Here is a 23,082-nt window from a genome sequence, read left to right as displayed (position 1 = left end):
GAACATCTCCTCTGACCGGCGCGACGGGGCGCCGTGCCGCGCGGCGGCGGCGGGCTTGCCATCGGCCCCGGCGATGGCACATCAGGGCGCCAGGGGCAACGCGGACAGGAGCGCGGACATGATGGAGGCCGAACAGGAACGGCGCCTTAGGGCGCTGCGGGCCGAGATGGCGAAGGAGCATCTCGCCGCGCTGATCGTGCCGCGCGCCGACGAGTTCCAGGGCGAATATGTCGCGCCCTCCTCCGAGCGTCTCGCCTTCGTCAGCGGCTTCACCGGCTCGGCGGGCTTCGCCGCCGTCGGGCGCGAGGCGGCGGCCCTCTTCGTCGACGGGCGCTACACGATCCAGGTCCGCCGCGAGGCCCTGCCCGGCTTCTGGGACTTTCGGCACGTTCTCGACCAGCCCGTCGAGGACTGGGCGAAGACGCATCTGAAGGCGGGCGAGCGCCTCGGCTACGATCCGAACCTCCATACGCCGGCGCAGCTGCGCGCCCTGGATGCGGCGCTGGCCGGCCAGGGCCTCGTCCTCGTGCCGACGACCCGCAATCTCGTCGACGCGATCTGGTCGGAGCGCCCGGCCGAGCCGGAAGCGCCGGTCGAGCCCTATGGCGCGGAATTCGCCGGCGAGGCGGCCTCCGCCAAGCTCCAGCGCATCGCGGCCGCCTTGCGGGAGCAAGGACTCGACGCGCTGGTGATCTCGGCGCCGGACAATCTCGCCTGGACCTTCAACATCCGCGGCGGCGACGTCGCGATGCTGCCCGTCGCCTTCGGCCATGCCATCGTGATGGCGGACGGCACGGGCACGCTCTTCCTGTCCTCGAAGAAGCTCGGCCGCGAGGCCCTCGCCCATCTCGCCACCCTCCCCGGCTTCGACCGGCGCGAGCCGGCCGAATTCGCAGGCGCGCTCGCCGGTCTCGGGGGCAAGCGCGTGCGCCTCGACCGGGCGACCGGCAGCAGCGCCATCGCCGAAAGCCTGAAGGCGGCCGGCGCCGAGGCCGAACCCGGCCCCGATCCCGTCACGCTGATGAAGGCGGTGAAGTCGCCGGTCGAGCTCGGCGGCATGCGCGCCGCCCATCGCCGCGACGCGGCGGCGGTGACGCGCTTCCTCGCTTGGTTCGAGGAAACGCCGCCCGAGACGCTCGACGAGTGGACCGCCTCGGAAAAGCTGGAGGAGTTCCGCCGGGCGGGCAATCTCTATCGCGGCCAGAGCTTCGCGACGATCTCCGCCTTCGGCGCCAATGCCGCGCAGGCGCATTATCACGCGGATGCGGCGAGCGCCGCGCCGCTCGGCCGCGACGGCATCTATCTCGTCGATTCCGGCGCGCAATATCTCGACGGCACGACGGACATCACCCGCGTCCTCGTCACCGGCACGCCGACGCCGGAAATGAAGCGGCGCTACACGCAGGTGCTGAAAGGGCATATCGCCGTCAGCCGCGCCCGCTTTCCCGAGGGCGTCACCGGCGCGCAAATCGACAGTCTCGCGCGCCAGTTCCTCTGGGCCTCCGGCACGGATTTCGACCATGGCACCGGCCATGGCGTCGGCTGCTATCTTTCCGTCCACGAGGGGCCGCAGAGCATCTCGAAGCGCGGCACGGAGACGGCGCTGAAGCCGGGCATGGTCGTGTCGAACGAGCCCGGCTACTACAAGGAAGGCGGCTTCGGCATCCGCATCGAGAATCTCCTCGCCGTCGTGGCGCTCGATCCGCAGCCGGAAGGGGCGGAGCGCCGGACGCTCGGCTTCGAGACGCTGACCTTCGTGCCCTACGAGCGCCGCCTGATCGAGGTGGACCTCCTCGACGCGGGCGAGCGCGCCTTCGTCGATGCCTATCACGCCGAGGTGCGGGCGCGGCTCGAGGGCGAGCTCTCGGACAAGGAGCGGGACTTCCTCCAGCGCGCGACGGCGCCGCTCGGCGGGCCGGACTGAGGGCGGCGGAACGCCCTCGTTCAGGCTTCAGCAGTCACGACTTGAGGAAAAGGGCGGCGGGCGGTGGCGCTCGCGCCGGGATCGGCTAAGATCGGGCGATGTCGAAGCATGACGCCTATCCGCGCGAGGCTCCCCTCGCGCCGGCCACGGAGCCCGAACGGGAAGACCTCGCCGAACTCGTCGACGATGCGGTGAAGGCGCTGCGCATCGGCGGCGTGCTCGCGACCGACGACGCGCTGCGCCAGGCGGTCGACGAGCTGAAGCACCAGATCGAGGCCGACCGGGCGACGGTCTGACCGCGCCCCCGCGCCTTCCGAACCGTTCCGCAACACGATCCCGGCTCCGCGCCGGGATTTTTCGTTCGCCGCCGCCGATCCTTCGACCGCGCGGCGAAGGCGGCCCGGTTTCCCGCGCCGCCCGACCGCCCCGCCGTCAGAAGTTCCGGCGGAACTGGAGGAAGCCGAAGGTGCGGTCGAAATCGTCGATGCCGGCCGGCAGGTCGAGATCGCGATAGGTCACTTCGCCGGTGATCGTGAAGTTCTCGGTGACCTTGTAGTTGATGTCGCCGCCCACCGCGAAATAGCTCTCGCCATCGGCGGCGGCGAGGTTCACCCCGTTCGCATAGGCGACGTTCAGGTCTTCCGTCTGGCCATAGGCGCCGGAAACGACGAAGGTGAACTTGCCGACCTCCTGGCTATAGGCCGCGCCGATCTGGAACTTCGACGGGATGACCGAGGGATCGAGATAGGACTGCCCGAAGCCGAAGGAGCCCGACAGCGAGGTGACGACGGCATAGATGCTCGGATCGAAGGCGTAATGGCCTTCCACCTTGAAGATCGAGCCGTCGAGCAGGAGGTCCTGCAGCTGCACGCCGCCCTTCAGGACGAAGGCGTCGTCGCCGGGGGCGTAATTGTCCGGCTGGAACTCGATCGCCCCGTCGAAGGCGCCGTCCGGATCGCGGCCGGTGAAGCGGTTGAGGTAGTTCGCGTAGCCCTGCAGCCCGTCATATTGCTGCTCGTCATAGGCGCCCATCAGATAGGCCTTCAGGCCGCCATCGGCATAGACGAGCTTGCCGAGCACGTCCGGGCGCCAGTCGCCGGTGCCGTCGTCCTCGACTGAGAGGATGCCGGTCAGCTTGCCGACCGAATAGGCATAGGAGATGCGGTTGGTCTGGAAGTCGCCCGCCGCCCAGTCGTTTTCCTCGAGGAGGAGGCCGTCGGAAACGCCGCCATCCTCGTTAGTCCAGAGCGAGTCGGCGGTGCCGACGGTCAGGCCGCCGAGCTGGAGGAAGCCCTCCTTGACGGTGAAGGCGGCTGACTGGCTGAGGATCTGGTTCGCTTCCAGGCGGATCTTGGCGCGCAGCGTGCCGAGCTCGGTTTCCTCGCGCGCGTCCATGTCGAGACGCGTGCGCATCGCCGTGCCGTAGACGGCGTCATAGGGCCCGTCCGGGTCCGGCGTGAACTCGCGCGAATTGCCGCCGACGCGGAAGCGGACATAGCCGCCGAACTGAAGGCAGGTCTCGGTGCCGGGAATGTAGAAGAAGCCCTTGCCGTAGACGTCGCAGACCCGGACATATTCCGCCGGCTCCGGCTCCACCATCGTCACCGGCGCGTCGGCCGCCCGGGCGGTGCCGCCGAGCGCCGCGACGAGCCCGAGGCTTGCGAGACCGATCCGTCCCCGATCCATGGCATTCCCTTTCCGCGACCCGCCGCTCCGATGGACCGGCACCCGCATTCATCGAATGGACGGTACGGAGAAAGGTCCCCTCGCATCAATGGTTTGGCGGCTAAATCGAACTGATCGTTTCGATGCTGTGGCGCCCTCGTCACGCTTTCGCCGTGTGGCCGGCACGATCGCAGCCCTTGGCCGAGCCCGAGAAATTCCGGCCGGGGGTCGGATTCGCGGGCAAGAGCGCCTATATAGGCGCCGAGTTCATCCGCATCGATTCGACCGGGAGAAGAGCCATGCCCAGCAAGCTCGAGCAACTGCGCGAAATGACGCTCGTCGTCGCCGATACCGGCGACATCGAAGCCGTCAAGCGCCTGAAGCCGGTGGACTGCACCACCAATCCCTCCCTGGTCCTGAAGGCGATCGGCCTGCCGCTCTTCGCCGAGAAGTTCGACGAGGCGCTGGACTGGGGCCGCTCGCAGAACCTGTCGGCCGAGCAGCGCGTGGTGAAGATCGGCGACCGTCTCGCGATCTCCGTCGGCGCCGAACTGTCCAAGCTGGTCGAGGGCCGCGTGTCGACCGAGGTCGATGCCGATCTGTCCTTCGATGTCGAGGGTTCGGTGCGCAAGGCGCATGAGATCGTCGAGGCCTATGCCGAGCGCGGCGTCTCGAAGGACCGCATCCTGGTCAAGCTCGGCTCGACCTGGGAAGGCATCCGCGCGGCCGAGCAGCTGCAGAAGGCCGGCATCGACTGCAACATGACGCTGATCTTCAACAAGGCGCAGGCGATCGCCGCCGCCGAGGCCGGCGCCTTCCTGATCTCGCCCTTCGTCGGGCGCATCCTCGACTGGCACGTCAAGGCGAGCGGCAAGCAGTTCACCGCCGCCGAGGACCCGGGCGTCCAGTCGGTCAAGGAGATCTATCAGTACTATAAGGCGCACGGCATCAAGACCGTCGTCATGGGCGCCTCCTTCCGCAACACGGGCGAGATCGAGGAACTGGCGGGCTGCGACCGCCTGACCATCTCGCCGAACCTCCTCGACGAACTGGCCAAGGCCGAGGGCACGCTGGAGCGCAAGCTGTCGCCCGAGGCCGGCGGCGCCGCGCCGGAGCGCGTCTCCTATGACGAGAAGAGCTTCCGCTGGGCGATGAACGAGGATGCGATGGCGACCGAGAAGCTCGCCGAGGGCATCCGCCAGTTCGCCGCCGATCTCCTGAAGATGCGCAAGCTGATCGCCGAGCGTCTCGGCGAAGGCGTGCGTCAGGCGGCCGAGTAACAGGCGGCGGGCTCGGGGACGGGTCCGCCCCTCCCCGTCAGCCCACCAGCCGGACGTCCGAGCAGACGAGATCGTCGACCCGGACGTCCACTTCGCCGAGCCCGATGCCGGCGAGCGACAGGGCGGCGCCGAGAAGGTCGTCGATCGGCGCGGCGAGCGTCGCGAGCACTCCCTTCAATTCCCAGGGCAGAGCGGGCGCGAGACCGAGCGGCCCGGCATGCACCGTCAGCGACGCCTCGCCGAAGAGGCTGGCGACGAGACTGCTCGCGAAGAGTTTCGTTCTCGCCGTCCGTGTCGTCCCGTCGCCGATCTCCGTTCCCCTGAAGACCAGCGGAACCGGCATGTCCTGCCGGACGGCGACCGTGCTCGCCGCTTCCACGCGCAGGAGAGGCAGGCTGAGAATGGTGGCCCGCGCCGGGCTGTCCTCGACGCCGATCGCCTCCAGCGGCTTGGACGAGCGGCCGAGCGACACGCGCAACAGGCCGGGATAGGCGAGAAGCCGCACCTCGCGCCGCGCCGGGTCGCCCGAACAGGAGGCGGATACGAGCTCGACCCGCGCGCCGGCGAGGACGGCCTCCAGCGGCAAGTCGAGTTCGGCGCCGAGGCTGGCGCCGAGACCGCCCGTCCGCAGCGCCAGACGCAGCCGCGCCTGCGCCGTGCCGAGGGCGATCGGGGCATTGCCGAGGGCGATCGGCGGCAGTCGCTGCAGCCCCTCGCCGAGAAGAAGATCGAGCGCGGCCGTCGCGATGCCCGGCAAAGCGAGCCGGGCGGCGACGGCATTGCCCTCGTCGTGCCGGCCGATCGCCGCCGACAGGAGCCCGAGCACCGAGACCCGCCCCGAAAGGGCCCGGCCCGGCCCGTCGAGCGGCACGACGAGCAGCCGGTCGTCGACCCGCAGCACCTCGCCGGGCGCGAGGTCGATCGCGCCCGCCAGCACCGATCGTCCCGCCTGGCGCGCCGCCGCCGCGCCGCCCGCATCGCCGAGTTCGGCGAGCGCGTCGGCCGAGGCGCCGAGCAGCAGCCGCAGCCGGACCGGCCGGTCCAGCACCGCCCCGACCGTCGCGCCGGGCGGCAGGCCGGTCGTGGCGGCAAGCCGCGCGAGCATCGCGCCGAGCGGCGCGTTGGCGCGGAGAAGCGCGCGATAGTCGAGCACCGAAAGCCCGAGATCGGCGCCGAGGAGCGGCGGGAGCAGGTTCGGCTCGACCGAGGCCAGCCGGCTGCCGATGGAAAAGGAAACTTCGGGCCGGATGGCCGCCCGCGCCGTGGCGCCGATCGTCTGGATCTCACGCCCGAAGAGGCGCGCGAAGTAGAGAGGGACCGTGCGCGACGCCGCGACCGAGACCGCATTGTCGAGGCTCGGCCGCGCCTCGAAACGGCGCTCCGGCCTGACGGCCGCATCGAAGGCGTAATGACCGAAGCCGATCTCGAAGCGGGCATCCGCCGCCCCGTTCGCGGCCAGCATCCGCCGCGCCTCGGCTTCGGCGGTCGCCGGCCGGCGCGCGGCGGCGAGCGCCGCGGCATCGACCGCCTTCTGGAGCGCGCGCCGGTCGAGATAGAGCGTGCCGACATCCGCCGCGAGGACGCAGGCGCAGAGCAGCGCCGGGGCGAGAATGGCGAAGACGATCGCGATCGCGCCCCGCCGCGCGCCGACGAAGCGCCGGGCCGCCCCGGTCACGGAACGGCATAGGTCGAGGAGCGCGTGATTTCCTTCGGCGTCTCGAAGAAGGCGTCGAGAAACGGCACGCGCGGCAGCGCCGAGGCGTCGTAGCGCACCCGCACCGTGAAGGCGTTGCCCACCTCCTCCGTGCTGGCGCTGAGGCGCGTCTGGGCGAGAAGCGGATATTGGTCGGCCCGCGCCAGGACCCATTGCTCGGCAAGCCGGTGCCGCTCCTCGGCGGCCAGCCCCACCACCGCATATCGGCCGGCATCGGCGGCGATCTGTTCGAGCGAATGGGCGAGGCCGAGAAAAACCCCGACCACCATGATCCCGAAGAGGATGAGGCAGAGAAACGGCACGACGAGCGCGAACTCGACGGCGCTGGCGCCGCGGGAACAGGACAGCAAGGGAAAGGACGATCGTGGAAATGAAGGACCCGGCATGAACGATTTCCTCGAAATGGAAACGTCTCGCATGTTCTGGGATTGCGGCCCTATCCTAGCTCATCATTCTCTTTGAGGTTGCGTGAACATGCATGGCCGCCTAGCCGTTCCTTCGAAAACGAGGCCAGGCTCGGCGGTAGTGCTTGACGCATCGGCCGATCCGCAGGACAGGACCTCATGGAATCCCTGCCGCATCCCGATATCGACATCCGCCTGTTGCGCCTAAAGGACGCACGCGATCTGGCGCCGCTTCTGGCCGCCTATAACCAGGCCATGCTGCGCGGCGCGCCGGGCGCCCCGGACAAGGTCTATGCCGAGCAGCTTCTGCAGGATCGCACGGCCGAGCTCCTCGGCGCGCGGCTGGAAGGCGTCCTGGTCGGATTCCTGATGTTCTACGACCTGCCCGATCCCTGGACAGGCATGCGCGCCGGCCTCGCCGACCATCTCTATGTTCACCATCAGCACCGCCGGAAGGGCATCGCCCGCGCGATGGTCGACCTCCTGGCGGAGGAAGCCGATACGCGCGGTTGGTCGAAGCTGGTGCTGCATGCCCCGCGCAATGCCGGCACGAACCGGCTCTTCTACGATTCGGTGGCGGTGCCGGCCGACTGGTCGAGCTACGTGATCCGCTTCAGCGGTCCTTGAGGCAGGCTTCGGCCGCCCGGGAGGCGTCGGAGCCGTCCGGGACGGCCGACAGCCGGTGCACGCCGATACAGCCATTCGCCAGCGCGACGAGCTCGACGCCCTCGCGGGCGAAGGCATCGACGAGCTGCTGTTCCGAGCCACGGTTCAAATGGTGGCGCTCCTTCTCGAAATCGCGCACCGTGCTGCGGGACACGCCCGCCCGCAAGGCCAGCTCCTCCTGCGTCCAATCGAGCAGGCCGCGCGCGGCGCGACACTGTTCCGGCCTCAAAATCATCCCGCCGAACCCTTGAATCTTTCGGACAATTTCAACCTTAATGGTTGACGCCTGACAATAGGGCCGCGACGCGCGAATCCGAGGAGAGACATTGACCGAGATGGCGAACGGGTTCCTGCTGCTCCTTCTCGTCCTGCCTTTCGTCGGCTCCGTCGCCGCGCTGCTCCTGCCGACCAATGCCCGCCGCGTCTACGCCCTCATCGCCGGCGGCATCGCGCTCGCCGGCCTTGTGATCACCCTCTTTCTCTACTCGGACGTGCGGAACGGCGGGCGGGTGGAGGCCGGTCTCGCCTGGCTGCCGAGCCTCGGCCTCGGCCTCGATCTGAGGATGGACGGCCTCGCCTGGCTCTTCTCCTTCCTCGTCACCGGCATCGGCCTCCTCGTCGTCATCTATGCCCGCTACTACATGTCGCCGAAGGACCCGGTGGCGCGCTTCTTCGCCTTCTTCCTCGCCTTCATGGGCGCGATGCTCGGCATGGTCCTGTCGGGCAATCTCATCCAGCTCGTCTTCTTCTGGGAGCTGACGAGCCTCTTCTCCTTCCTGCTGATCGGCTATTGGAGCCACAACGCGGCGGCGCGCGACGGCGCGCGCATGGCGCTGACGGTGACGGGCTTCGGCGGTCTCGCCCTTCTCGGCGGCGTCCTCGTCCTCGGCCATATCGCCGGCAGCTACGAGCTCGACGCCGTGCTGGCGGCCGGGCCGCGCATCCAGGCCGATCCGCTCTATCCGGCGGCGCTGATCCTCATCCTCCTCGGCGCGCTGACGAAGAGCGCGCAGTTTCCCTTCCATTTCTGGCTGCCCCAGGCCATGGCCGCGCCGACCCCGGTCTCGGCCTATCTCCATTCGGCCACCATGGTGAAGGCCGGCGTCTTCCTCATGGCCCGGCTCTGGCCGGCCCTGGCCGAGACCGAGCTCTGGTTCTACATCGTCTGCTCGGCCGGCCTCGCCACGCTTCTCGTCGGCGCCTGGCTCGCGATCTTCCAGCAGGACCTGAAGGGCCTTCTCGCCTATTCGACGATCAGCCATCTCGGGCTCATCACGCTGCTCTTCGGGCTCGGCAGTCCGCTCGGCGCCGTCGCGGCCACCTTCCACATCCTTAACCACGCCACCTTCAAGGCCTCGCTCTTCATGGCGACGGGCATCATCGACCACGAGACGGGCACGCGCGACATGCGCCGGCTGTCCGGCCTCTTCCGCTTCATGCCGGTCACCGCCACGCTCGCCATGGTCGCCGCCGCCGCCATGGCCGGCGTGCCGCTCCTCAACGGCTTCCTGTCGAAGGAGATGTTCTTCGCCGAAGCGGTCGAGTTCCATCAGGGCTCGCTCCTCGACGATTCCCTGCCCTATCTCGCGACGCTCGCCGGCGCCTTCAGCGTCGCCTATTCGATCCGCTTCGTGCACAACGTCTTCTTCGGCCCGCCGCCGACGGACCTGCCGAAGGAGCCGCACGAGCCGCCCCGGCTGATGCGCTTTCCGGTGGAGTTCCTCGTCGTCGCCTGTCTCGTCGTCGGCATCCTGCCGGCGCTCGTCGCGGGCGACGTCCTCGCCACCGCCGCCCGCGCCGTGATCGGCCGAGACCTGCCCGCCTACAGCCTCTCGATCTGGCACGGCTTCAACTATCCGCTCGCCATGAGCATCCTGGCGCTTGTCGGCGGGGCGCTGCTCTACCGCCTCCTCCAGCGCGAGCTCGCCTCCAGCCGCGACGGCGCGCCGCTGCTGCGCCGGGTCGACCCGGCCCGCATCTTCGAGCGCGTGCTCGTCACCCTGTCCTGGCGCTGGGCGCGCACGCTGGAGGCCATTCTGGAAACGCGGCGGCTGCAGCCGCAGCTCCGGCTGGTCGTCGCCCTGGCGCTCGTCGCCGCGCTCGCGCCCATCGCCCAGCACGGCTTCGGCTCACGCCAGGCCTGGCCGGTGGAGATCGACCTGCCCTTCGCGCTCCTCTGGCTGATCGGCATCGCCTGCGCGATCGGCGCGGCGGTGATGGCGAAGTTCCAGCGCCTCGCGGCCCTCGTCCTCGTCGGCGGCGCGGGCCTCGTCACCTGCCTCACCTTCGCCTGGCTGTCGGCCCCGGATCTCGCCATCACCCAGCTTCTCGTCGAGGTGGTGACGACCGTCCTCATCCTCCTCGGCCTGCGCTGGCTGCCCAAGCGCGTGCGCGGCCATGGCGGACTGGACGAGGCCGATCTCGGCACGCGCTACCGGCGCGGCCGCGACCTCGTCCTGGCGCTCGCCGCCGGGCTCGGCGCCGGCGCGATCGCCTATGCGGTGATGAACCGGCCGCTGACCGACTCGATCGCCGCCTTCTTTCTCGAACGCGCCTATTCGGAAGGCGGCGGCACCAATGTCGTCAACGTCATCTTGGTCGATTTCCGCGGCTTCGACACGCTCGGCGAGATCGTCGTCCTCGGCGCGGTCAGCCTCACCGTCTTCGCGCTGCTGCTGCGCTTCCGCCCGGCCGTGGACAGCGTCGACGCGCCGGAGCAGCAGCGCATTCAGGACGAGTTCGACGAGGCGGCCGAGGCCCGCAAGCCGGGCGACACGGCGGAGGAATATCTGCTCGTGCCCGGCGTCATCATGCGCCTGATGTTCCCGCTGATCGGCACGCTCGCCGTCTATCTGTTCCTGCGCGGCCACGACCTGCCGGGCGGGGGCTTCGCCGGCGGCGTCGCCATGTCGATCGGCTTCATCCTGCAATACATGGCCGGCGGCACGCGTTGGGTCGAGGCGCGGCTGCGCATCCGCCCGGTGCGCTGGATGAGCTTCGGCCTCCTCGTCGCCGGCGCCACGGGCGCGGGCGCCGCCCTCTTCGACCGCCCCTTCCTCACCTCCTATTTCCGCTATGCGGAGATTCCGCTGATCGGCGAAGTGCCGCTGGCCAGCGCCCTGCTCTTCGATCTCGGCGTCTTCGCCCTCGTCGTCGGCGCCACCGTCCTGATGCTGATCGCCATCGGCCACCAGTCGATCCGGCGGCCGAGGCCGGCGCGGCGGGCGGCGGCCGAGGCGACCCTCGGCCCGGGAGGCGAATGATGGAACTCGTTCTAGCCATCGCCATCGGCTGTCTCGTCGGCTCCGGGGTCTGGCTGATCCTGCGGCCCCGCACCTATCAGGTGATCATCGGCATCAGCCTCGTCTCCTACGGGGTGAACCTCTTCATGTTCGCCATGGGCATGGGCAAGCCGCGCGTCGGCCTGCCGCCGATCCTCGACAAGGGCGGCAGCGGCACGCTCGCCGTCTATGCCGATCCTCTGCCGCAGGCGCTGGTCCTCACCGCCATCGTCATCGGCTTCGCCATGACGGCGCTGTTCCTCGTCGTGCTGCTCGCCGCGCGCGGGCTGACGGGCAGCGACCATGTCGACGGCCGGGAGACGCGCTGACGATGCCCATCGCCGCCCATCTGCCGATCCTGCCGGTGCTCCTGCCGCTTGCCGGCGCCGCGATCATCATGCTCTTCGACGAGCGCCGCCGCGCGCTGAAGGCCGGCCTGTCGGTCGCCGCGACGCTTCTCCTCCTCGCCGTCGCGGTGGCGCTGCTCCTCCAGGCCGATGCCGGCGGCGGCACGACCAGCGTCTACCGGCTGGGCGACTGGCCGGCGCCCTTCGGCATCGTGCTCGTCGCGGACCGGCTCTCGGCGCTGATGGTGCTCCTGACGAGCCTGCTCGGCCTCGCGACGCTGCTCTTCTCGCTGGCCCGCTGGCACGGCGCCGGCGCGCATTTCCACACGCTGTTCCAGGTGCTCCTGATGGGGCTGAACGGCGCCTTCCTCACGGGGGACCTGTTCAATCTCTTCGTGTTCTTCGAGGTGATGCTGGCGGCCTCCTTCGGCCTTCTCCTCCACGGCTCGGGGCCGGCCCGCATCCGCGCCGGCCTCCATTACATCGCCATCAATCTCGTCGCCTCGATGCTGTTCCTCCTCGGCGTCAGCCTCGTCTACGGTGTGACCGGCACACTCAACATGGCCGATCTCGCGACGCGCCTGCCGCTGATCGCGCCGGGCGACCGCACGCTCCTGGAGGCCGGAGCGGCGCTGCTCGGCATCGCCTTCCTGATCAAGGCGGGCATGTGGCCGCTCTGCTTCTGGCTGCCCCAGGCCTATTCGGTGGCGAGCGCCCCGGTCGCGGCGGTCTTCGTCATCACCTCGAAGGTGGCGATCTACGTGATCCTGCGCCTCTTCCTGCTGCTCTTCGGGCCGGGCGGCGGCGCGCCGGGCTTCGGCAGCGCCGTGCTTCTCGCCGGCGGCCTCGCGACGATCGGCTTCGGCGCGATCGGCGTCCTCGCCTCGCAGGGGCTCGGCCGCATCGCGAGCTTCAGCACCATCGTCTCCTCCGGCACGCTGCTCGCGGCGATCGGCCTCGCCACGCCCGGCGTCACGGCGGGCGCGCTCTTCTATCTCGTCAGCTCCTCCCTCGCGATCTGCGCCTTCTTCCTCCTGATCGAGCTCGTGGAACGCGGTCGCGAGCCCGGCGCCGACATGCTGGCCGTCACCGCCGAGGCCTTCGGCGAGGAGGAGAACGAGGCGACGCATGAGAGCGAGGAGGTCGGCATCGCCATTCCCGCCGTCACCGCGCTGCTCGGCATCGGCTTCGTCACCTGCGCCATCCTGATCGCCGGCCTGCCGCCGCTGTCCGGCTTCGTCGCCAAGTTCGCGATGATGACGGCGGCGCTCGATCCGGCCGGGCTCGGGGCCGGCCAGAGGGTGCGCCTCGCCGCCTGGGGGCTTCTCGGCCTGCTCCTCGCGTCGGGCTTCGCCGCCCTGCTCGCCATGGTGCGCACCGGCATCCGCATCTTCTGGGCGCCGCACGAGGGCGCGAGCGTACAGCGCGTGCGGGTGATCGAGTTCCTGCCGGTGACGGGCCTCATCAGCCTCTGCGTGCTGATGACGATCGCCGGCGAGCCGGTGATGGCCTATATGCGCGCCGCCGCCGACGCCGCCCATCGGCCGGCCGCCTATATCGACGCGGTGATGCGGCCCGCCGCATCGGTTTCGGAGGCGCGCCCGTGACGCGGACCTGGCTCGCCTATCCGCTCCTGTCGGGCTTCGTCCTCGCCATCTGGCTGCTTCTTTCGCAGAGCGTCCGGCCGGGCAGCCTGATCCTCGGCGCGGGCCTCGGCCTCTTCGCCTCCTTCATGCTGTCGCGGCTGGCGACGCCCGGCCGGCGCCCCGGCAACCCCATGGCCGTGCTCCGCCTCGCCGGCTTCGTCGCGGTGGAGATCGTCCGCTCCAATATCGCGGTCGCCAAGGTGGTGCTGACGCCGCGGATGGAGCGCAAGTCCGGCTTTCTCACCATCCCGCTCGAACTGGAGGAGCCGCAGGCGCTCGCCGCCCTCGCCTGCATCCTCACCGCGACGCCCGGCAGCGTCTGGGTCGATTACGACCGGAGCCGGAAGCAGCTGCTGATGCATGTGCTCGACCTGATCGATGAGGCGACCTGGATCGGGATCGTGCGGAACTACGAAAGCCGGCTCAAGGAGATCTTTCGATGAGCGCCGCCATTCTCGACGGGTCGATCCTCCTCGCGCAGATCATGCTGGCGCTGGCCTGCGCCTGCTGCGCCTATCGCATCGTCTTCGGGCCGCGCGCCCAGGACCGCATCCTCGGGCTCGACGCCTTCTACGTCACCAGCATGCTGATCCTTCTCACCATCGGCATGCGCACCGGCAGCGCCGTCTATTTCGACGCCGCCCTGGTGATCGCCATCGTCGGCTTCGTCGGCACCGTGGCGCTCGCCAAGTTCCTGATGCGCGGCGAGGTGGTCGAATGAGCGCGGCCGTCGATCTGCCCGTCTGGGCGGCCCTCCTCGTCGCGGCCCTCGTGCTGCTCGCCGCCGGCATCACGCTGGTCGGGGCGATCGGCCTCCTGCGTTTCGAGAATTTCTATCAGCGCGTCCACGCCCCGACGCTCGGCGCAAGCCTCGGCACGATCGCGATGGCCCTCGCCTCCCTGATCTTCTTCAGCGTGCTCCAGACGCGGCCGGTGGTGCACGAGGTGCTGCTCTTCGTCTTCGTCACGCTGACGACGCCGGTGACGCTGATGCTGCTCGCCCGCTCCGCCCTCTATCGCGACCGGGCCGAGGGCGAGAGCGACGTGCCGCCGGCCGGCGACGGCCGCTAGGCCCATCCCTCTCCGGAAGCCCGAAACGCGAAGCGCCCGCCGGGGGAGGACCGGCGGGCGCTTGCGGAACGCCTGCGGCGGGAGGAACCGTCAGGCGAGTGCCGAGGCCGGCGGGGAGACGCCAGGCCTGGCGGAAGAGAAATCGGAAGTCAGCGAACCGCGCGGCGGGCGACGGCCGGAATGTCCGCGCGGGACAGGCCGAGATCGGCCAGTTCACGCTGCGAGAGACGGTTCAGCTCGTCCACGGTGTTGCGGTAGGTCTTCCAGTTGCGGAGCGTGCGGGCGATGCCCATCGTCTTGTCCTTCGGGTTCCGTCGATCGGAGCCGGGTTCGGTTCGATCTCGTTTCGACAAGACCAAGATAGGCGCCCGCCCGCAGCGCCGGTAGGCGCGCCGCCGCATGGGTGCCCCTCTCCTTTTCGCTATGTCGCCGGTGCGCGGCAGCCATGCGGCCGGGTCGGGCCGGCGGGAGGCGACGCTCTACCCGCCGTCCGGCGACAGTAGAGGAAGGTCGATATCATCTTTTGGTTGCATGGATCGTCGGAATAGCTCCGCCGAGGGACAAAAGCATTAATCCGGCGTCAATTTCGATATCGCTAGTATAGGCATCTTTTGTCGCGGAGGATTCGATGTTGAAGTCGATCGGCCGGAAATTGATGGCCCTTGCCGCGCTCGTGATGCTGGTGGCCTGCGGCGGCGCGGCGGTCGGGCTCTGGGTGGCGGTCGACCTGACCGGCGCCCTCGGCGAGACCCGCCTGTCGGCGAGCGTCCTGCGCAATCACATGCAGGCCGACATGATGCATGACGCGCTGCGGGCCGATGTGCTGGCGGCGCTCCTGTCCCGCGCCGGCGCGGGGGCGACCGACCCGAAGGCGATCGCCGCCGATGCGGCCGAGCACGAGGCGAGCTTCCGCCAGAGCATCGCGGAGAACAAGCGGCTCGCCGCCGATCCGGAAACCCGGACCGTCCTCGCCGAACTCGACGCGCCGCTCGACGTCTATATCGGCGAGGCGCGCCGTCTGGTCGAGCTCGCCGCGACGGATCCGCAGGCGGCGACGGGCGGGCTCGGCGCCTTTCTCCAGAAATTCTCCGCGCTGGAAGGCGCCATGGCGAAGGCCTCCGACCGGATCGAGGCCGTCGTCGGCCGGACGGCCGATGCCAGCGAAGCGCGGGCGGCGCTCGGACAGCGGCTGCTTCTCGGCACGGCGCTGGCGGGCGCTCTCCTCGCCCTGGTGCTGGCCGTCTCGATGCGGCACGTCGTGCTGCGACCGCTGCATTCGCTGGCCGGCGACATGCGGCGACTGGCGAAAGGCGAGACGGATGTCGTGCTGCGCGACGCCGCGCGAAGCGACGAGATCGGCGGCATCGCCCGGGCCGTCGGCGAATTCCAGGACATGCTCGGCCGCCGCGCCCGCGAGGAGGCGCAGGATGCCGAACGGCGCGGCCTCGCCGAGCGCGACGCGCAGGCGCGGCAGTCGGCGATCGATCAGGCCCGCGCCGAGGATTTGCGGGCGTTCGTCCATGCCGTCGAGGACGGCTTCCGGCGCCTGGCCGCCGGCGACCTGACGACCCGGCTCGCCGGGCCGATGGCCCCCGAATTCGAGCCGATCCGCCAGACCTTCGACCAGTCGGTCGCGGCGCTGGAGGAGGTGATCGGTTCGGTCGTCGGCTCGGTCGGATCGATGCGCGTCGGCCTGAACCAGATCAACGTGGCCTCGTCGGATTTGGCGCAGCGCACGGAGCAGCAGGCGGCGTCGCTGGAGGAGACGGTTGCGGCTTTGTCGGAGGTGATGCGGGGCGTCGACCAGACGGCGCAGGCGGCGGACGACGCGAAGGCGGCGGCCTCGGTGGCGCAGAGCGAGGCGGAAAAGGGCGGGGCGATCGTCGGTCGCGCGGTTCAGGCGATGAGCGAGATCGAGCGCTCCTCGGCCGAGATCGGCAAGATCATCGGCGTCATCGACGAGATCGCCTTCCAGACGAACCTTCTGGCTTTGAACGCGGGCGTGGAAGCGGCGCGCGCTGGCGAGGCGGGCAAGGGCTTCGCGGTGGTGGCGCAGGAAGTGCGGGGTCTCGCCCAGCGCTCGGCGGAAGCGGCGAAGGAGATCAAGGGCCTGATCTCGACCTCCTCGGCGCAGGTGGAGGAGGGCGTCGAGCTCGTCTCGGCCTCGGGACGGAGTCTGGAACAGATCGTGACGCAGGTCGGCGGCGTGGCGCGGGTGATCACCGAGATGGCGCGGGGCGCGCGCGAGCAGGCGGTGTCGTTGAAGGAAGTGGCGACGGCGGCGGACCAGATGGACAAGGTGACGCAGCAGAACGCGGCGATGGTGGAGGAAACGACGGCGGCGGCGCAGTCGCTGTCGGCGGAAACGCAGGAACTCGCCCATCTGACGGAGCGCTTCCGCACGAAGGCCGGCGCACCGGCACCCGCCGCCGCGAACCGCACCCCGAGCCGCCGTCCGTCCGCCCCCGCCCCGTCGCGCCCCGTCGCCCAGCTGCGCACCACCGGCCACGGCGGCGCGGCGCCGAAGGCGGCGGCGAGCGCGGACGACTGGGAAGAGTTCTGAGCGACACCACCGCCGCGACGCAGCCAACTCCCACCGACAATGCCGCCGCGTCCCCTCTCCCGAGCCGGGAGAGGGTGCCGGCAGGCGGGTGAGGGAGACGTAGGGCTCTGACGTCGGCATCCCCCACCGGACGCAGACGCCCGCGCCCGTCATTCCCTCATCCCGCTGCCGCGACCTTCTCCCGGTTCGGGAGAAGGAGGAGGCTTCACGCCCTTCGCCTTCCGGGCACCGAAGAAGCGGTTGGTACAGCGAAATCGGTTGACGGAAGAGCGCCCTTCCTCTCCCCAGCGGGGAGAGGGTGGCCCGCAGGGCCGGGTGAGGGGCATGCGGCGGTGGAGACTGGCAAACAGCCGCTCGGCTGCGCCGACCCCTCATCGCCTGCCGGCACTTCTCCCCGCTGGGGAGAAGAAAGCGGTGGGGCGGCTTCGTCCCGTCGGACACCGGAGAAGCTTCCGTTGCAGGCGAGGCGCGACGGCACCACCGCGTCCCTCTCCCGAGGCGGGTGAGGGTGCCGTGGGGCGCTGACGCCGCCGCCGGGCGGCGGCGGCGAAACGGTCCTGCGACGGCAACGCGGATCGCGAAGCGCCCGTCATTCCCTCATCCCGCTGCCGCGACCTTCTCCCGACTCGGGAGAAGGGGGAGGCGTCACGCCCTCCGCCTTCCCGGCACCGGAGAAGCGATTGGTGCCGCCAGGCCGGTGGACGGAAGAGCGCCCTTCCTCTCCCCAGCGGGGAGAGGGTGGCCGCGAAGCGGCCGGGTGAGGGGTCTGCGGCGGTGGACACTCTCCGAAACCCGCTCGGCTGCGCCGACCCCTCATCGCCTGCCGGCACTTCTCCCCGCAGGGGAGAAGAAGGCGGTGGCGCGGCTTCGTCCCGTCGGACACCGCAGAAGCGGCCGATCCGAGCGCCCGGCGACGGCCCCGCTGCGCCCCCCTCTCCCCAAACCAGACGCCGCGTGGGATTGCCGCAGGGTGTCGGCGGCTAAGGCTTTTGGCGTCGCCGGTCAGGATGGCGGTCCTATCTGCCTTCCTCGATCCCCATCATCGAAGGCAGGCCCATGACCCAGGACAATCATTCCCTCACCCGTCGCGATCTCGTCGGCGTGGCCGGGGCCGGGCTTCTCGTCGCCTCGACGGCGGGCGGCGCCGGGGCTGAGGAACGGAAGGCGGCGGGCGGCGTCGCGATGAGCGACCCGCGCGACAAATATCCCGCGCCGCCCTTCGAGAAGCAGTCGCAGCCCTTTCCCGGGCTTGCCGGCAAGATGCAGCCGCGCCCCGACCATGGCGAGGAGAGCTACAAGGGCTCGGGCCGGCTCCAGGGCCGCAAGGCGCTGATCACCGGCGGCGACAGCGGCATGGGGCGCGCCGCCGCCATCGCCTATGCCCGCGAGGGCGCCGATGTCGCGATCAGCTATCTGCCGGACGAGGAGCCGGACGCGAAGGAAGTGGTCGAGCTGATCCGCAAGGCCGGCCGGAAGGCCGTGGCGCTGCCCGGCGACATCCGCGACGAGGCCCATTGCGTGGCGATGGTGGCGAAGGCCGTCGAGGAGCTCGGCGGCCTCGACATCCTCGTCAACAACGCCTCGCGCCAGCAGCAGCGCCAGTCGCTTCTCGAGATTTCGAGCGAGGATTTCGACGCGACGATGAAGACCAATATCTACGCGATGTTCTGGCTGACCAAGGCGGCGCTGCCGCATCTGAAGCCCGGCGCGGCGATCATCCAGACGGCCTCCGAACAGGCCTACGATCCCTCCGCCAATCTCGTCGACTATGCGATGACCAAGGCGGCGATGATGAACTTCACCAAGTCGCTGGCCAAGCAGCTCGGCAAGAAGGGCATCCGCGTCAATGCGGTGGCGCCGGGGCCGATCTGGACCCCGCTCCAGGTGGCCGGCGGCTCGACGCAGGAGGATCTCGTCAAGTTCGGCGGCATGACCCCGCTCGGCCGCCCCGGCCAGCCGGCCGAGCTCGGCTCGATCTATGTCCAGCTCGCCGCCGCCGATGCGAGCTATGCCAATGGACAGGTCTATGGCGCGGCGGGCGGCACCGGCCAGCCTTGAGGCCCGGAACGCGGACGGGCGCCGCGAAGGGCGCCCGCTTCCCCTTGGGCTCACGCGGCCGTCGCGAGAACCGGTCGCGACGCCCGGCGGCTTTCAGCCGATCCGCCTCTCCGTTTCCGCTTCGAAGAGGTGAATGGCGCGCGGGCTGACCGAGAGGCCGACCGCCTCGCCCGGCCGGCGGCGCTCGGCGCGCGGCACCACGGCCACCGCGTCATGGCCGTCGACATCGACATGGAGCTGCACGTCGGAGCCCGTCGTCTCCGACAGGATGACCCTCCCCCGGATCGGCCCGTCGCCGGAGACCGTGAGATCGTTCGGCCGCACGCCGAGGATCGCCTTCTGGCCGGGCCGCGCGGCATGGCCCGCCGGCAGCGGCACGGCGACGCCCGGCGCGCGGAAGGCCGTCCCCTCCCCGCCGCCGCCCGCGATCTCCCCTTCGAAGAAGTTCATCGAGGGCGAGCCGATGAAGTCGGCGACATATTTCGAGTTCGGCCGCTCGTAGATCTCGTCCGGCGAGCCGGTCTGGACGATGCGGCCGCCCTGCATCAGGACGATCTTGTCGGCCATGGTCATCGCCTCGATCTGGTCGTGGGTGACGTAGATCGTCGTCGCGCCGAGCCGGTTGTGCAACTGGCGGATCTCGACGCGCATATGCGAGCGGAGCTTGGCGTCGAGATTGGACAAGGGCTCGTCGAAGAGGAAGACGCCGGCATCGCGCACCATGGCCCGGCCCATGGCGACGCGCTGGCGCTGGCCGCCGGAAAGCTCCTTCGGGTAGCGATCGAGATAGGGCGTAAGGTTGAGGATCGCGGCGGCCTCCTCGACCTTTTGCCGGATCTCCGCCTTCGGCCGCTTGGCGACCTCCAGGCTGAAGCCGATATTCTCGCGCACCCTCATCGTCGGATAGAGCGCGTAGTTCTGGAAGACCATGGCGATGTCGCGGTCGCGCGGATGGACCTCGTTGACCCGGCGCCCGCCGATCGCGACCTCGCCGGCCGAGATGGTCTCGAGCCCGGCCGTCATGCGCAAAAGCGTGGTCTTGCCGCAGCCGGACGGTCCGAGCAGGACGACGAACTCGCCGTCCGCGATCGTCAGCGAGACGTCGCGCATGATCTCGACCGCCCCGTAGGACTTGCCGATCCCCTTGTATTCGACGGTGGCCATCGTCGCTCCGCTCAGTATCGCTGGCGCGTCGGGGTGAGGACGATCTCCTGCACCAGCGCGTTCTGCGGCATCTCGTAGGTGGCAAGGATCAGGTTCGCGACATGCTCCGCCCCAATGCCGCCCCCCATCGCCGCCTTGTTGGCGCGATAGGCGGCGAGCGTCGCCTCGTCCTTCACGCCGGACAGGACTTCGGTCTCGATGACGCCGGGCGAGATCACCTGCACCCGGACATCGTATTGCGAGAGATGTTCGCGCAAGGATTCCGAGACGGCATGGACGAAGAACTTCGTGCCGCAATAGACCGTGTGGTCGGGATAGACCTTCCGGCCGGCGATGGAGCTCATCATCACCAGGGTGCCGCGCCGCCGCGCGATCATGCCGTTCAACACGGCGTGGACGGTGTTCATCACGCCCTTGGTGTTGATGTCGATCATCGCGTCCCATTCCTCGGGCGGCTGGCGGGCGATGTCGGCGAGATGGGCGACGCCGGCATTGGCGAACATCAGGTCCACCGGGCCGAAGCGCGCCTCGCCCGCCGCGACGGCCTCGGCGATCGCGGCGCGGTCGCGCACGTCGACATCGCGGATCACCGCGTTCGGCAGGTTCAGCGCCTCCATGCGCTCGACGCGCCGCGCCATGAGAAGGAGCGGATAGCCCGCATCGGCGAAGGCCCTGGCAGTGGCTTCGCCGATGCCGGAACTCGCGCCGGTGATCGCGATGAGAGGCTTGTCGGCCATGGGCGGCGACGATCCTTGCGAATGGGTCGGGAAAGGACGGGCGAAGCGGCGCCGCCTTGCCCGGCGGCGCCGCGAGGACAGGGTGGGGCGATCAGCCGGCCAGCATCTGGTCGACCTTCGTCCCGATCTCGTCCATGCATTCCTTGGCGCTCTTGAACTCGCCCGCGAAGAAGCGGCCGAGCGCCACGGGAATGGTGTCGGAGGAGATTTCCGCCCATTCCGGCAGGTCCGGTTCCGAGCCCATATACTGGGCGATGGTCTCGCGCACGATCGGCAGATGGCGCGTGGTGCCGGCGCCGACCCTGGCATTGGCGAGAACGCGCGGATCGTCGTAGACGCTGGTGCGCGTCGGGCCGGTGCCGCCGCCGAGGACGGTGATCAGGGCCTGCGTGTCGGCCGAGGTCGCCCATTGCATGAAGACCCAGGCGGCGTCCGGGCTCTTGGAATATTTCGACACGGCGAGCGAGGAGCCGCCCTGGTGGCCGACGCCCGGGATCTCGCCGAAGCCGGTCTTGTCGGGCGTGATCAGGGTCGTCGCCTTCGGCGGCACGGCGGCCTCCATCAGGCCGGAGATCTTGCCGGACTTCGGATCGTCGAAGAAGGGGAAGAACTCGCCCCAGGACAGCATCGAGGCGGCGACGCCCTGGCTGACCGACTGGCCCTCGCCGTCCCAGGTCCAGCCCGTCACGCCGGGCGGCATGGTCTCCTTCAGCTTCGACCAGTATTCCATCGCCTGGAGACCGGCCTCGTTGTTGCCGGCGAACTTCTTGTCGGGGGTGAAGATCTGGCCGCCATGGCCCCAGAGCCAGCAGGTCCAGTCGCATTCGAGGGAATAATGGCCGGACTTCATCTGGCCGGACGTGCCGTACATCGCCGGCCCCTTGGCGTCGGTGATCGCCTTGGCGTTCTGGTAGAACTCGTCCATGGTCGTCGGGACCTTGAGCTTCAGCTCGTCATAGACGTCCTTGCGATATTGCGTGATGAAGATCGGGATGTCGTAGGGCACGCCGACCAGCCGGTCCTCGTAGCGGGCGATGCCGTCGACGAGGGCGGGCAGGAAGTCGTCGATATTGTAGTCGGGATAGGCGAGGTCCTTCTTCGCCGCGATCTGCTCGCGCGGATCGAAGACGTCCTGGCTGAAGCTCGCCGCCCAACTCTGGTCGATATAGTAGAGATCGTAGGTGCCGAGCGAGGAGGCGACGTCGAGCGTCAGCTTCTGCAGCACCTGTTCGAGCGGCAGGACCTCGATCTCGACCTTGATGCCCGTCGCCTTCTCGAAGAAGGGCTTCAGGCTGGAGGCGATGGCGTTGGACGGCGGCGTCGATTCCGTCGCGAGCTTCAGCGTCGTGCCGGCGAAGGGCTTGCCGACGTCGGACAGCCATTTCATCATCTCGGCCGAGGGCTCCAGCGAGCCTTCGGCATAGGCCGAGGGCGCGAGGCTGAAGAAGGGCCGGCGGCCGCTATAGCCCATGCCCATGCCGACCGCGCCGGCGGCGAGCCCGAGCTTGGCGGCCGAGCGCAGGAAGCTGCGCCGGTCCATCCCGCCCCGCACGTAGCGGTCGGTGATCTGAGCCAGATATCGCTTGCGATCCGTGTCTTTCATGTCGAGCACTCCTCCCATGTCGACGGTTGCGGCCCGCCGGCGGATGCCGGCGGGTCATGCGGCGCGCGGCGGCCCCTCCCAGAGCCGCGACGCGCCTATTGCTTGAGCGAGCCCATGGTGAGGCCGCGCACGAGATGCTTCTGCACCGCGATCACAAAGACGAAGGCGGGCACGATCGCGGCGGCGCCCAGCGCCGCCATGTTGCCCCAGGCGGTGCCGACCGAGGTGACGAAGGTGGTGGAGACGACCGGCACCGTCTTGATCGAGGTCTGGGTGAGGGTCAGGGCGAAAAGGAATTCGGTCCAGGAGAAGATGAAGCAGAGCACGGCCGTCGCCGCGATGCCGCCTTTCGCCATCGGCAGCACGATGCGGCGGAAGATCATGAAGCGGCTCGCCCCGTCGACGATGGCGCTCTCGTCGATCTCGGCCGGGATGTCGTCGAAGAAGCTCTTCATGAGGAGAACCGCCAAGGGCAGGTTCATCAGCGCATGAATGAGGATCATGCCGAGATAGGTGTCGAGGAGGCCGAGCGTCTTGTAGATGAAGAACATCGGGATCGCGACGGCGACGGGCGGCATCATGCGCGTCGACAGCACCCAGCCGACGAAGGAATGCCGGCCCCGGAACTGCATGCGCGACAGGGCATAGGCGGCGAGCGTGGCGATGAGAAGGGCGAGCGCCGTCGAGCCGGCGGCGATCACGATCGAATCCCAGAGGCGCGGCGCCATGTAGAAATTGCCGCCGCCGGGCGTGACCGCGCCGGTGATCGTCACACCGAAGACCTTCTGGAAATTGTCGAAGGTGGGCGTGAACTCGAAGACCTGCGGCGGCCGGGCGAAGATGTCCCGCCCCTCGCGGAAGGCGACGGAAGTCCAGAAATAGATCGGGAAGAAGAACAGCCCGACGAGAAGCCAGGCACCGAGGATGCGGAGCGTCCGCGCCGGCTTGGAATGGGTCAT

At 69.5% G+C, this 23,082-nt stretch carries 21 protein-coding genes; 12 read left to right on the top strand and 9 right to left on the bottom strand.

From position 1 onward, the window contains the following. Positions 1-118 precede the first annotated feature (118 nt). On the top strand, positions 119-1,924 hold the full coding sequence (locus IEY14_RS20430) for an aminopeptidase P family protein (RefSeq protein WP_188911768.1): 1,806 nt from the start codon (positions 119-121) through the stop codon (positions 1,922-1,924). A gap of 98 nt (positions 1,925-2,022) precedes the next feature. Beyond that, positions 2,023-2,220, top strand: coding sequence for a hypothetical protein (locus tag IEY14_RS20425; protein ID WP_188911766.1), 198 nt, complete (start codon positions 2,023-2,025; stop codon positions 2,218-2,220). A 136-nt stretch (positions 2,221-2,356) separates the two neighbouring features. Here IEY14_RS20425 and IEY14_RS20420 read toward each other — a convergent pair whose 3' ends face one another. Beyond that, positions 2,357-3,610, bottom strand: coding sequence for a porin (locus tag IEY14_RS20420; protein ID WP_188911764.1), 1,254 nt, complete (start codon positions 3,608-3,610; stop codon positions 2,357-2,359). A gap of 278 nt (positions 3,611-3,888) precedes the next feature. On the opposite strand from IEY14_RS20420, the gene tal reads away from it, so the two are divergent. Beyond that, on the top strand, positions 3,889-4,869 hold the full coding sequence (gene tal, locus IEY14_RS20415; RefSeq protein WP_188911763.1) for a transaldolase: 981 nt from the start codon (positions 3,889-3,891) through the stop codon (positions 4,867-4,869). 37 nt (positions 4,870-4,906) lie between these two features. Here tal and IEY14_RS20410 read toward each other — a convergent pair whose 3' ends face one another. Continuing rightward, positions 4,907-6,544 (bottom strand): TadG family pilus assembly protein, encoded by a 1,638-nt coding sequence (locus IEY14_RS20410; protein WP_188911761.1) that lies wholly within the window; start codon positions 6,542-6,544, stop codon positions 4,907-4,909. Continuing rightward, the gene (locus IEY14_RS20405; RefSeq protein WP_188911759.1) at positions 6,541-6,933 is read right to left on the bottom strand and encodes a TadE/TadG family type IV pilus assembly protein; all 393 of its coding nucleotides are present in this window, start codon (positions 6,931-6,933) and stop codon (positions 6,541-6,543) included. Before IEY14_RS20405 ends, IEY14_RS20410 begins: the two co-directional genes overlap by 4 nt. A gap of 213 nt (positions 6,934-7,146) precedes the next feature. Here IEY14_RS20405 and IEY14_RS20400 point away from each other — a divergent pair, with 213 nt between their 5' ends. Next, positions 7,147-7,614: a GNAT family N-acetyltransferase gene (locus tag IEY14_RS20400; protein ID WP_188911757.1), complete on the top strand. Its 468-nt coding sequence runs from the start codon at positions 7,147-7,149 to the stop codon at positions 7,612-7,614. On the opposite strand, the gene IEY14_RS20395 is transcribed toward IEY14_RS20400, so the two are convergent. Next, entirely contained in the window at positions 7,601-7,888 is a 288-nt protein-coding gene (locus IEY14_RS20395) for a helix-turn-helix transcriptional regulator (RefSeq protein WP_188911755.1), read from the bottom strand. The two genes, IEY14_RS20400 and IEY14_RS20395, sit on opposite strands and share 14 nt — an antisense overlap. Before the next feature lie 100 nt (positions 7,889-7,988). Here IEY14_RS20395 and IEY14_RS20390 point away from each other — a divergent pair, with 100 nt between their 5' ends. Genes IEY14_RS20390 through mnhG form a run of 6 tightly spaced genes read left to right on the top strand, consistent with a single transcriptional unit; the run spans position 7,989 to position 13,998 of the window. Further along, positions 7,989-10,916, top strand: a complete 2,928-nt coding sequence (locus IEY14_RS20390; protein ID WP_188911754.1) for a monovalent cation/H+ antiporter subunit A — start codon at positions 7,989-7,991, stop codon at positions 10,914-10,916. Then, entirely contained in the window at positions 10,916-11,263 is a 348-nt protein-coding gene (locus tag IEY14_RS20385; RefSeq protein WP_188911752.1) for a Na+/H+ antiporter subunit C, read from the top strand. The genes IEY14_RS20390 and IEY14_RS20385 overlap by 1 nt, the downstream gene beginning before the upstream one ends. Positions 11,264-11,265: 2 nt before the next feature. Beyond that, positions 11,266-12,888 (top strand): monovalent cation/H+ antiporter subunit D, encoded by a 1,623-nt coding sequence (locus IEY14_RS20380; RefSeq protein ID WP_188911749.1) that lies wholly within the window; start codon positions 11,266-11,268, stop codon positions 12,886-12,888. Then, the gene (locus tag IEY14_RS20375) at positions 12,885-13,370 is read left to right on the top strand and encodes a Na+/H+ antiporter subunit E (protein WP_188911746.1); all 486 of its coding nucleotides are present in this window, start codon (positions 12,885-12,887) and stop codon (positions 13,368-13,370) included. The genes IEY14_RS20380 and IEY14_RS20375 overlap by 4 nt, the downstream gene beginning before the upstream one ends. After that, positions 13,367-13,648 (top strand): K+/H+ antiporter subunit F, encoded by a 282-nt coding sequence (locus tag IEY14_RS20370; RefSeq protein ID WP_188911744.1) that lies wholly within the window; start codon positions 13,367-13,369, stop codon positions 13,646-13,648. The genes IEY14_RS20375 and IEY14_RS20370 overlap by 4 nt, the downstream gene beginning before the upstream one ends. Then, entirely contained in the window at positions 13,645-13,998 is a 354-nt protein-coding gene (gene mnhG / locus IEY14_RS20365) for a monovalent cation/H(+) antiporter subunit G (protein ID WP_188911741.1), read from the top strand. Before IEY14_RS20370 ends, mnhG begins: the two co-directional genes overlap by 4 nt. 149 nt (positions 13,999-14,147) lie before the next feature. Here the strand turns inward: mnhG and IEY14_RS20360 are convergent, their stop codons facing one another. After that, on the bottom strand, positions 14,148-14,291 hold the full coding sequence (locus IEY14_RS20360) for a DUF1127 domain-containing protein (RefSeq protein ID WP_188911740.1): 144 nt from the start codon (positions 14,289-14,291) through the stop codon (positions 14,148-14,150). A 335-nt stretch (positions 14,292-14,626) separates the two neighbouring features. On the opposite strand from IEY14_RS20360, the gene IEY14_RS26200 reads away from it, so the two are divergent. Next, positions 14,627-16,561 (top strand): methyl-accepting chemotaxis protein, encoded by a 1,935-nt coding sequence (locus tag IEY14_RS26200; protein ID WP_188911738.1) that lies wholly within the window; start codon positions 14,627-14,629, stop codon positions 16,559-16,561. A 1,182-nt stretch (positions 16,562-17,743) separates the two neighbouring features. Continuing rightward, positions 17,744-18,619, top strand: a complete 876-nt coding sequence (locus IEY14_RS20350; RefSeq protein ID WP_188911820.1) for an SDR family oxidoreductase — start codon at positions 17,744-17,746, stop codon at positions 18,617-18,619. 93 nt (positions 18,620-18,712) lie between these two features. Here the strand turns inward: IEY14_RS20350 and IEY14_RS20345 are convergent, their stop codons facing one another. From IEY14_RS20345 to IEY14_RS20330, 4 genes are all read right to left on the bottom strand, one after another. Beyond that, positions 18,713-19,783 (bottom strand): ABC transporter ATP-binding protein, encoded by a 1,071-nt coding sequence (locus tag IEY14_RS20345; protein ID WP_188911736.1) that lies wholly within the window; start codon positions 19,781-19,783, stop codon positions 18,713-18,715. An 11-nt stretch (positions 19,784-19,794) separates the two neighbouring features. Beyond that, complete coding sequence (locus IEY14_RS20340; RefSeq protein ID WP_188911733.1) at positions 19,795-20,520, bottom strand: SDR family oxidoreductase; 726 nt, start codon at positions 20,518-20,520, stop codon at positions 19,795-19,797. A 91-nt stretch (positions 20,521-20,611) separates the two neighbouring features. Further along, positions 20,612-22,123, bottom strand: a complete 1,512-nt coding sequence (locus IEY14_RS20335) for an ABC transporter substrate-binding protein (protein ID WP_188911731.1) — start codon at positions 22,121-22,123, stop codon at positions 20,612-20,614. A 95-nt stretch (positions 22,124-22,218) separates the two neighbouring features. Beyond that, entirely contained in the window at positions 22,219-23,082 is an 864-nt protein-coding gene (locus IEY14_RS20330) for a carbohydrate ABC transporter permease (protein ID WP_188911729.1), read from the bottom strand.

The sequence above is a fragment of the Aureimonas endophytica genome (assembly GCF_014642635.1).
In the GTDB taxonomy this organism is placed as follows: Bacteria; Pseudomonadota; Alphaproteobacteria; order Rhizobiales; family Rhizobiaceae; genus Plantimonas; species Plantimonas endophytica.
Note: the sequence above shows the minus strand (reverse complement) of the source record. Positions and strands in the feature narration are given on the sequence as shown.

What these genes read in the sequence shown, in the direction of transcription:
- IEY14_RS20400 (WP_188911757.1), top strand. Translation starts at nt 7,147, where the DNA reads ATGGAATCCCTGCCGCATCCCGATATCGACATCCGCCTGTTGCGCCTA.
- tal (WP_188911763.1), top strand. Translation starts at nt 3,889, where the DNA reads ATGCCCAGCAAGCTCGAGCAACTGCGCGAAATGACGCTCGTCGTCGCC.
- IEY14_RS20430 (WP_188911768.1), top strand. Translation starts at nt 119, where the DNA reads ATGATGGAGGCCGAACAGGAACGGCGCCTTAGGGCGCTGCGGGCCGAG.
- IEY14_RS20385 (WP_188911752.1), top strand. Translation starts at nt 10,916, where the DNA reads ATGGAACTCGTTCTAGCCATCGCCATCGGCTGTCTCGTCGGCTCCGGG.
- IEY14_RS20395 (WP_188911755.1), bottom strand. Translation starts at nt 7,888, where the DNA reads ATGATTTTGAGGCCGGAACAGTGTCGCGCCGCGCGCGGCCTGCTCGAT.
- IEY14_RS20335 (WP_188911731.1), bottom strand. Translation starts at nt 22,123, where the DNA reads ATGAAAGACACGGATCGCAAGCGATATCTGGCTCAGATCACCGACCGC.
- IEY14_RS20360 (WP_188911740.1), bottom strand. Translation starts at nt 14,291, where the DNA reads ATGGGCATCGCCCGCACGCTCCGCAACTGGAAGACCTACCGCAACACC.
- IEY14_RS20370 (WP_188911744.1), top strand. Translation starts at nt 13,367, where the DNA reads ATGAGCGCCGCCATTCTCGACGGGTCGATCCTCCTCGCGCAGATCATG.
- IEY14_RS20420 (WP_188911764.1), bottom strand. Translation starts at nt 3,610, where the DNA reads ATGGATCGGGGACGGATCGGTCTCGCAAGCCTCGGGCTCGTCGCGGCG.
- IEY14_RS20350 (WP_188911820.1), top strand. Translation starts at nt 17,744, where the DNA reads ATGAGCGACCCGCGCGACAAATATCCCGCGCCGCCCTTCGAGAAGCAG.
- IEY14_RS26200 (WP_188911738.1), top strand. Translation starts at nt 14,627, where the DNA reads ATGTTGAAGTCGATCGGCCGGAAATTGATGGCCCTTGCCGCGCTCGTG.
- IEY14_RS20390 (WP_188911754.1), top strand. Translation starts at nt 7,989, where the DNA reads ATGGCGAACGGGTTCCTGCTGCTCCTTCTCGTCCTGCCTTTCGTCGGC.
- IEY14_RS20345 (WP_188911736.1), bottom strand. Translation starts at nt 19,783, where the DNA reads ATGGCCACCGTCGAATACAAGGGGATCGGCAAGTCCTACGGGGCGGTC.
- IEY14_RS20425 (WP_188911766.1), top strand. Translation starts at nt 2,023, where the DNA reads ATGTCGAAGCATGACGCCTATCCGCGCGAGGCTCCCCTCGCGCCGGCC.
- IEY14_RS20380 (WP_188911749.1), top strand. Translation starts at nt 11,266, where the DNA reads ATGCCCATCGCCGCCCATCTGCCGATCCTGCCGGTGCTCCTGCCGCTT.
- IEY14_RS20330 (WP_188911729.1), bottom strand. Translation starts at nt 23,082, where the DNA reads ATGACCCATTCCAAGCCGGCGCGGACGCTCCGCATCCTCGGTGCCTGG.
- IEY14_RS20340 (WP_188911733.1), bottom strand. Translation starts at nt 20,520, where the DNA reads ATGGCCGACAAGCCTCTCATCGCGATCACCGGCGCGAGTTCCGGCATC.
- mnhG (WP_188911741.1), top strand. Translation starts at nt 13,645, where the DNA reads ATGAGCGCGGCCGTCGATCTGCCCGTCTGGGCGGCCCTCCTCGTCGCG.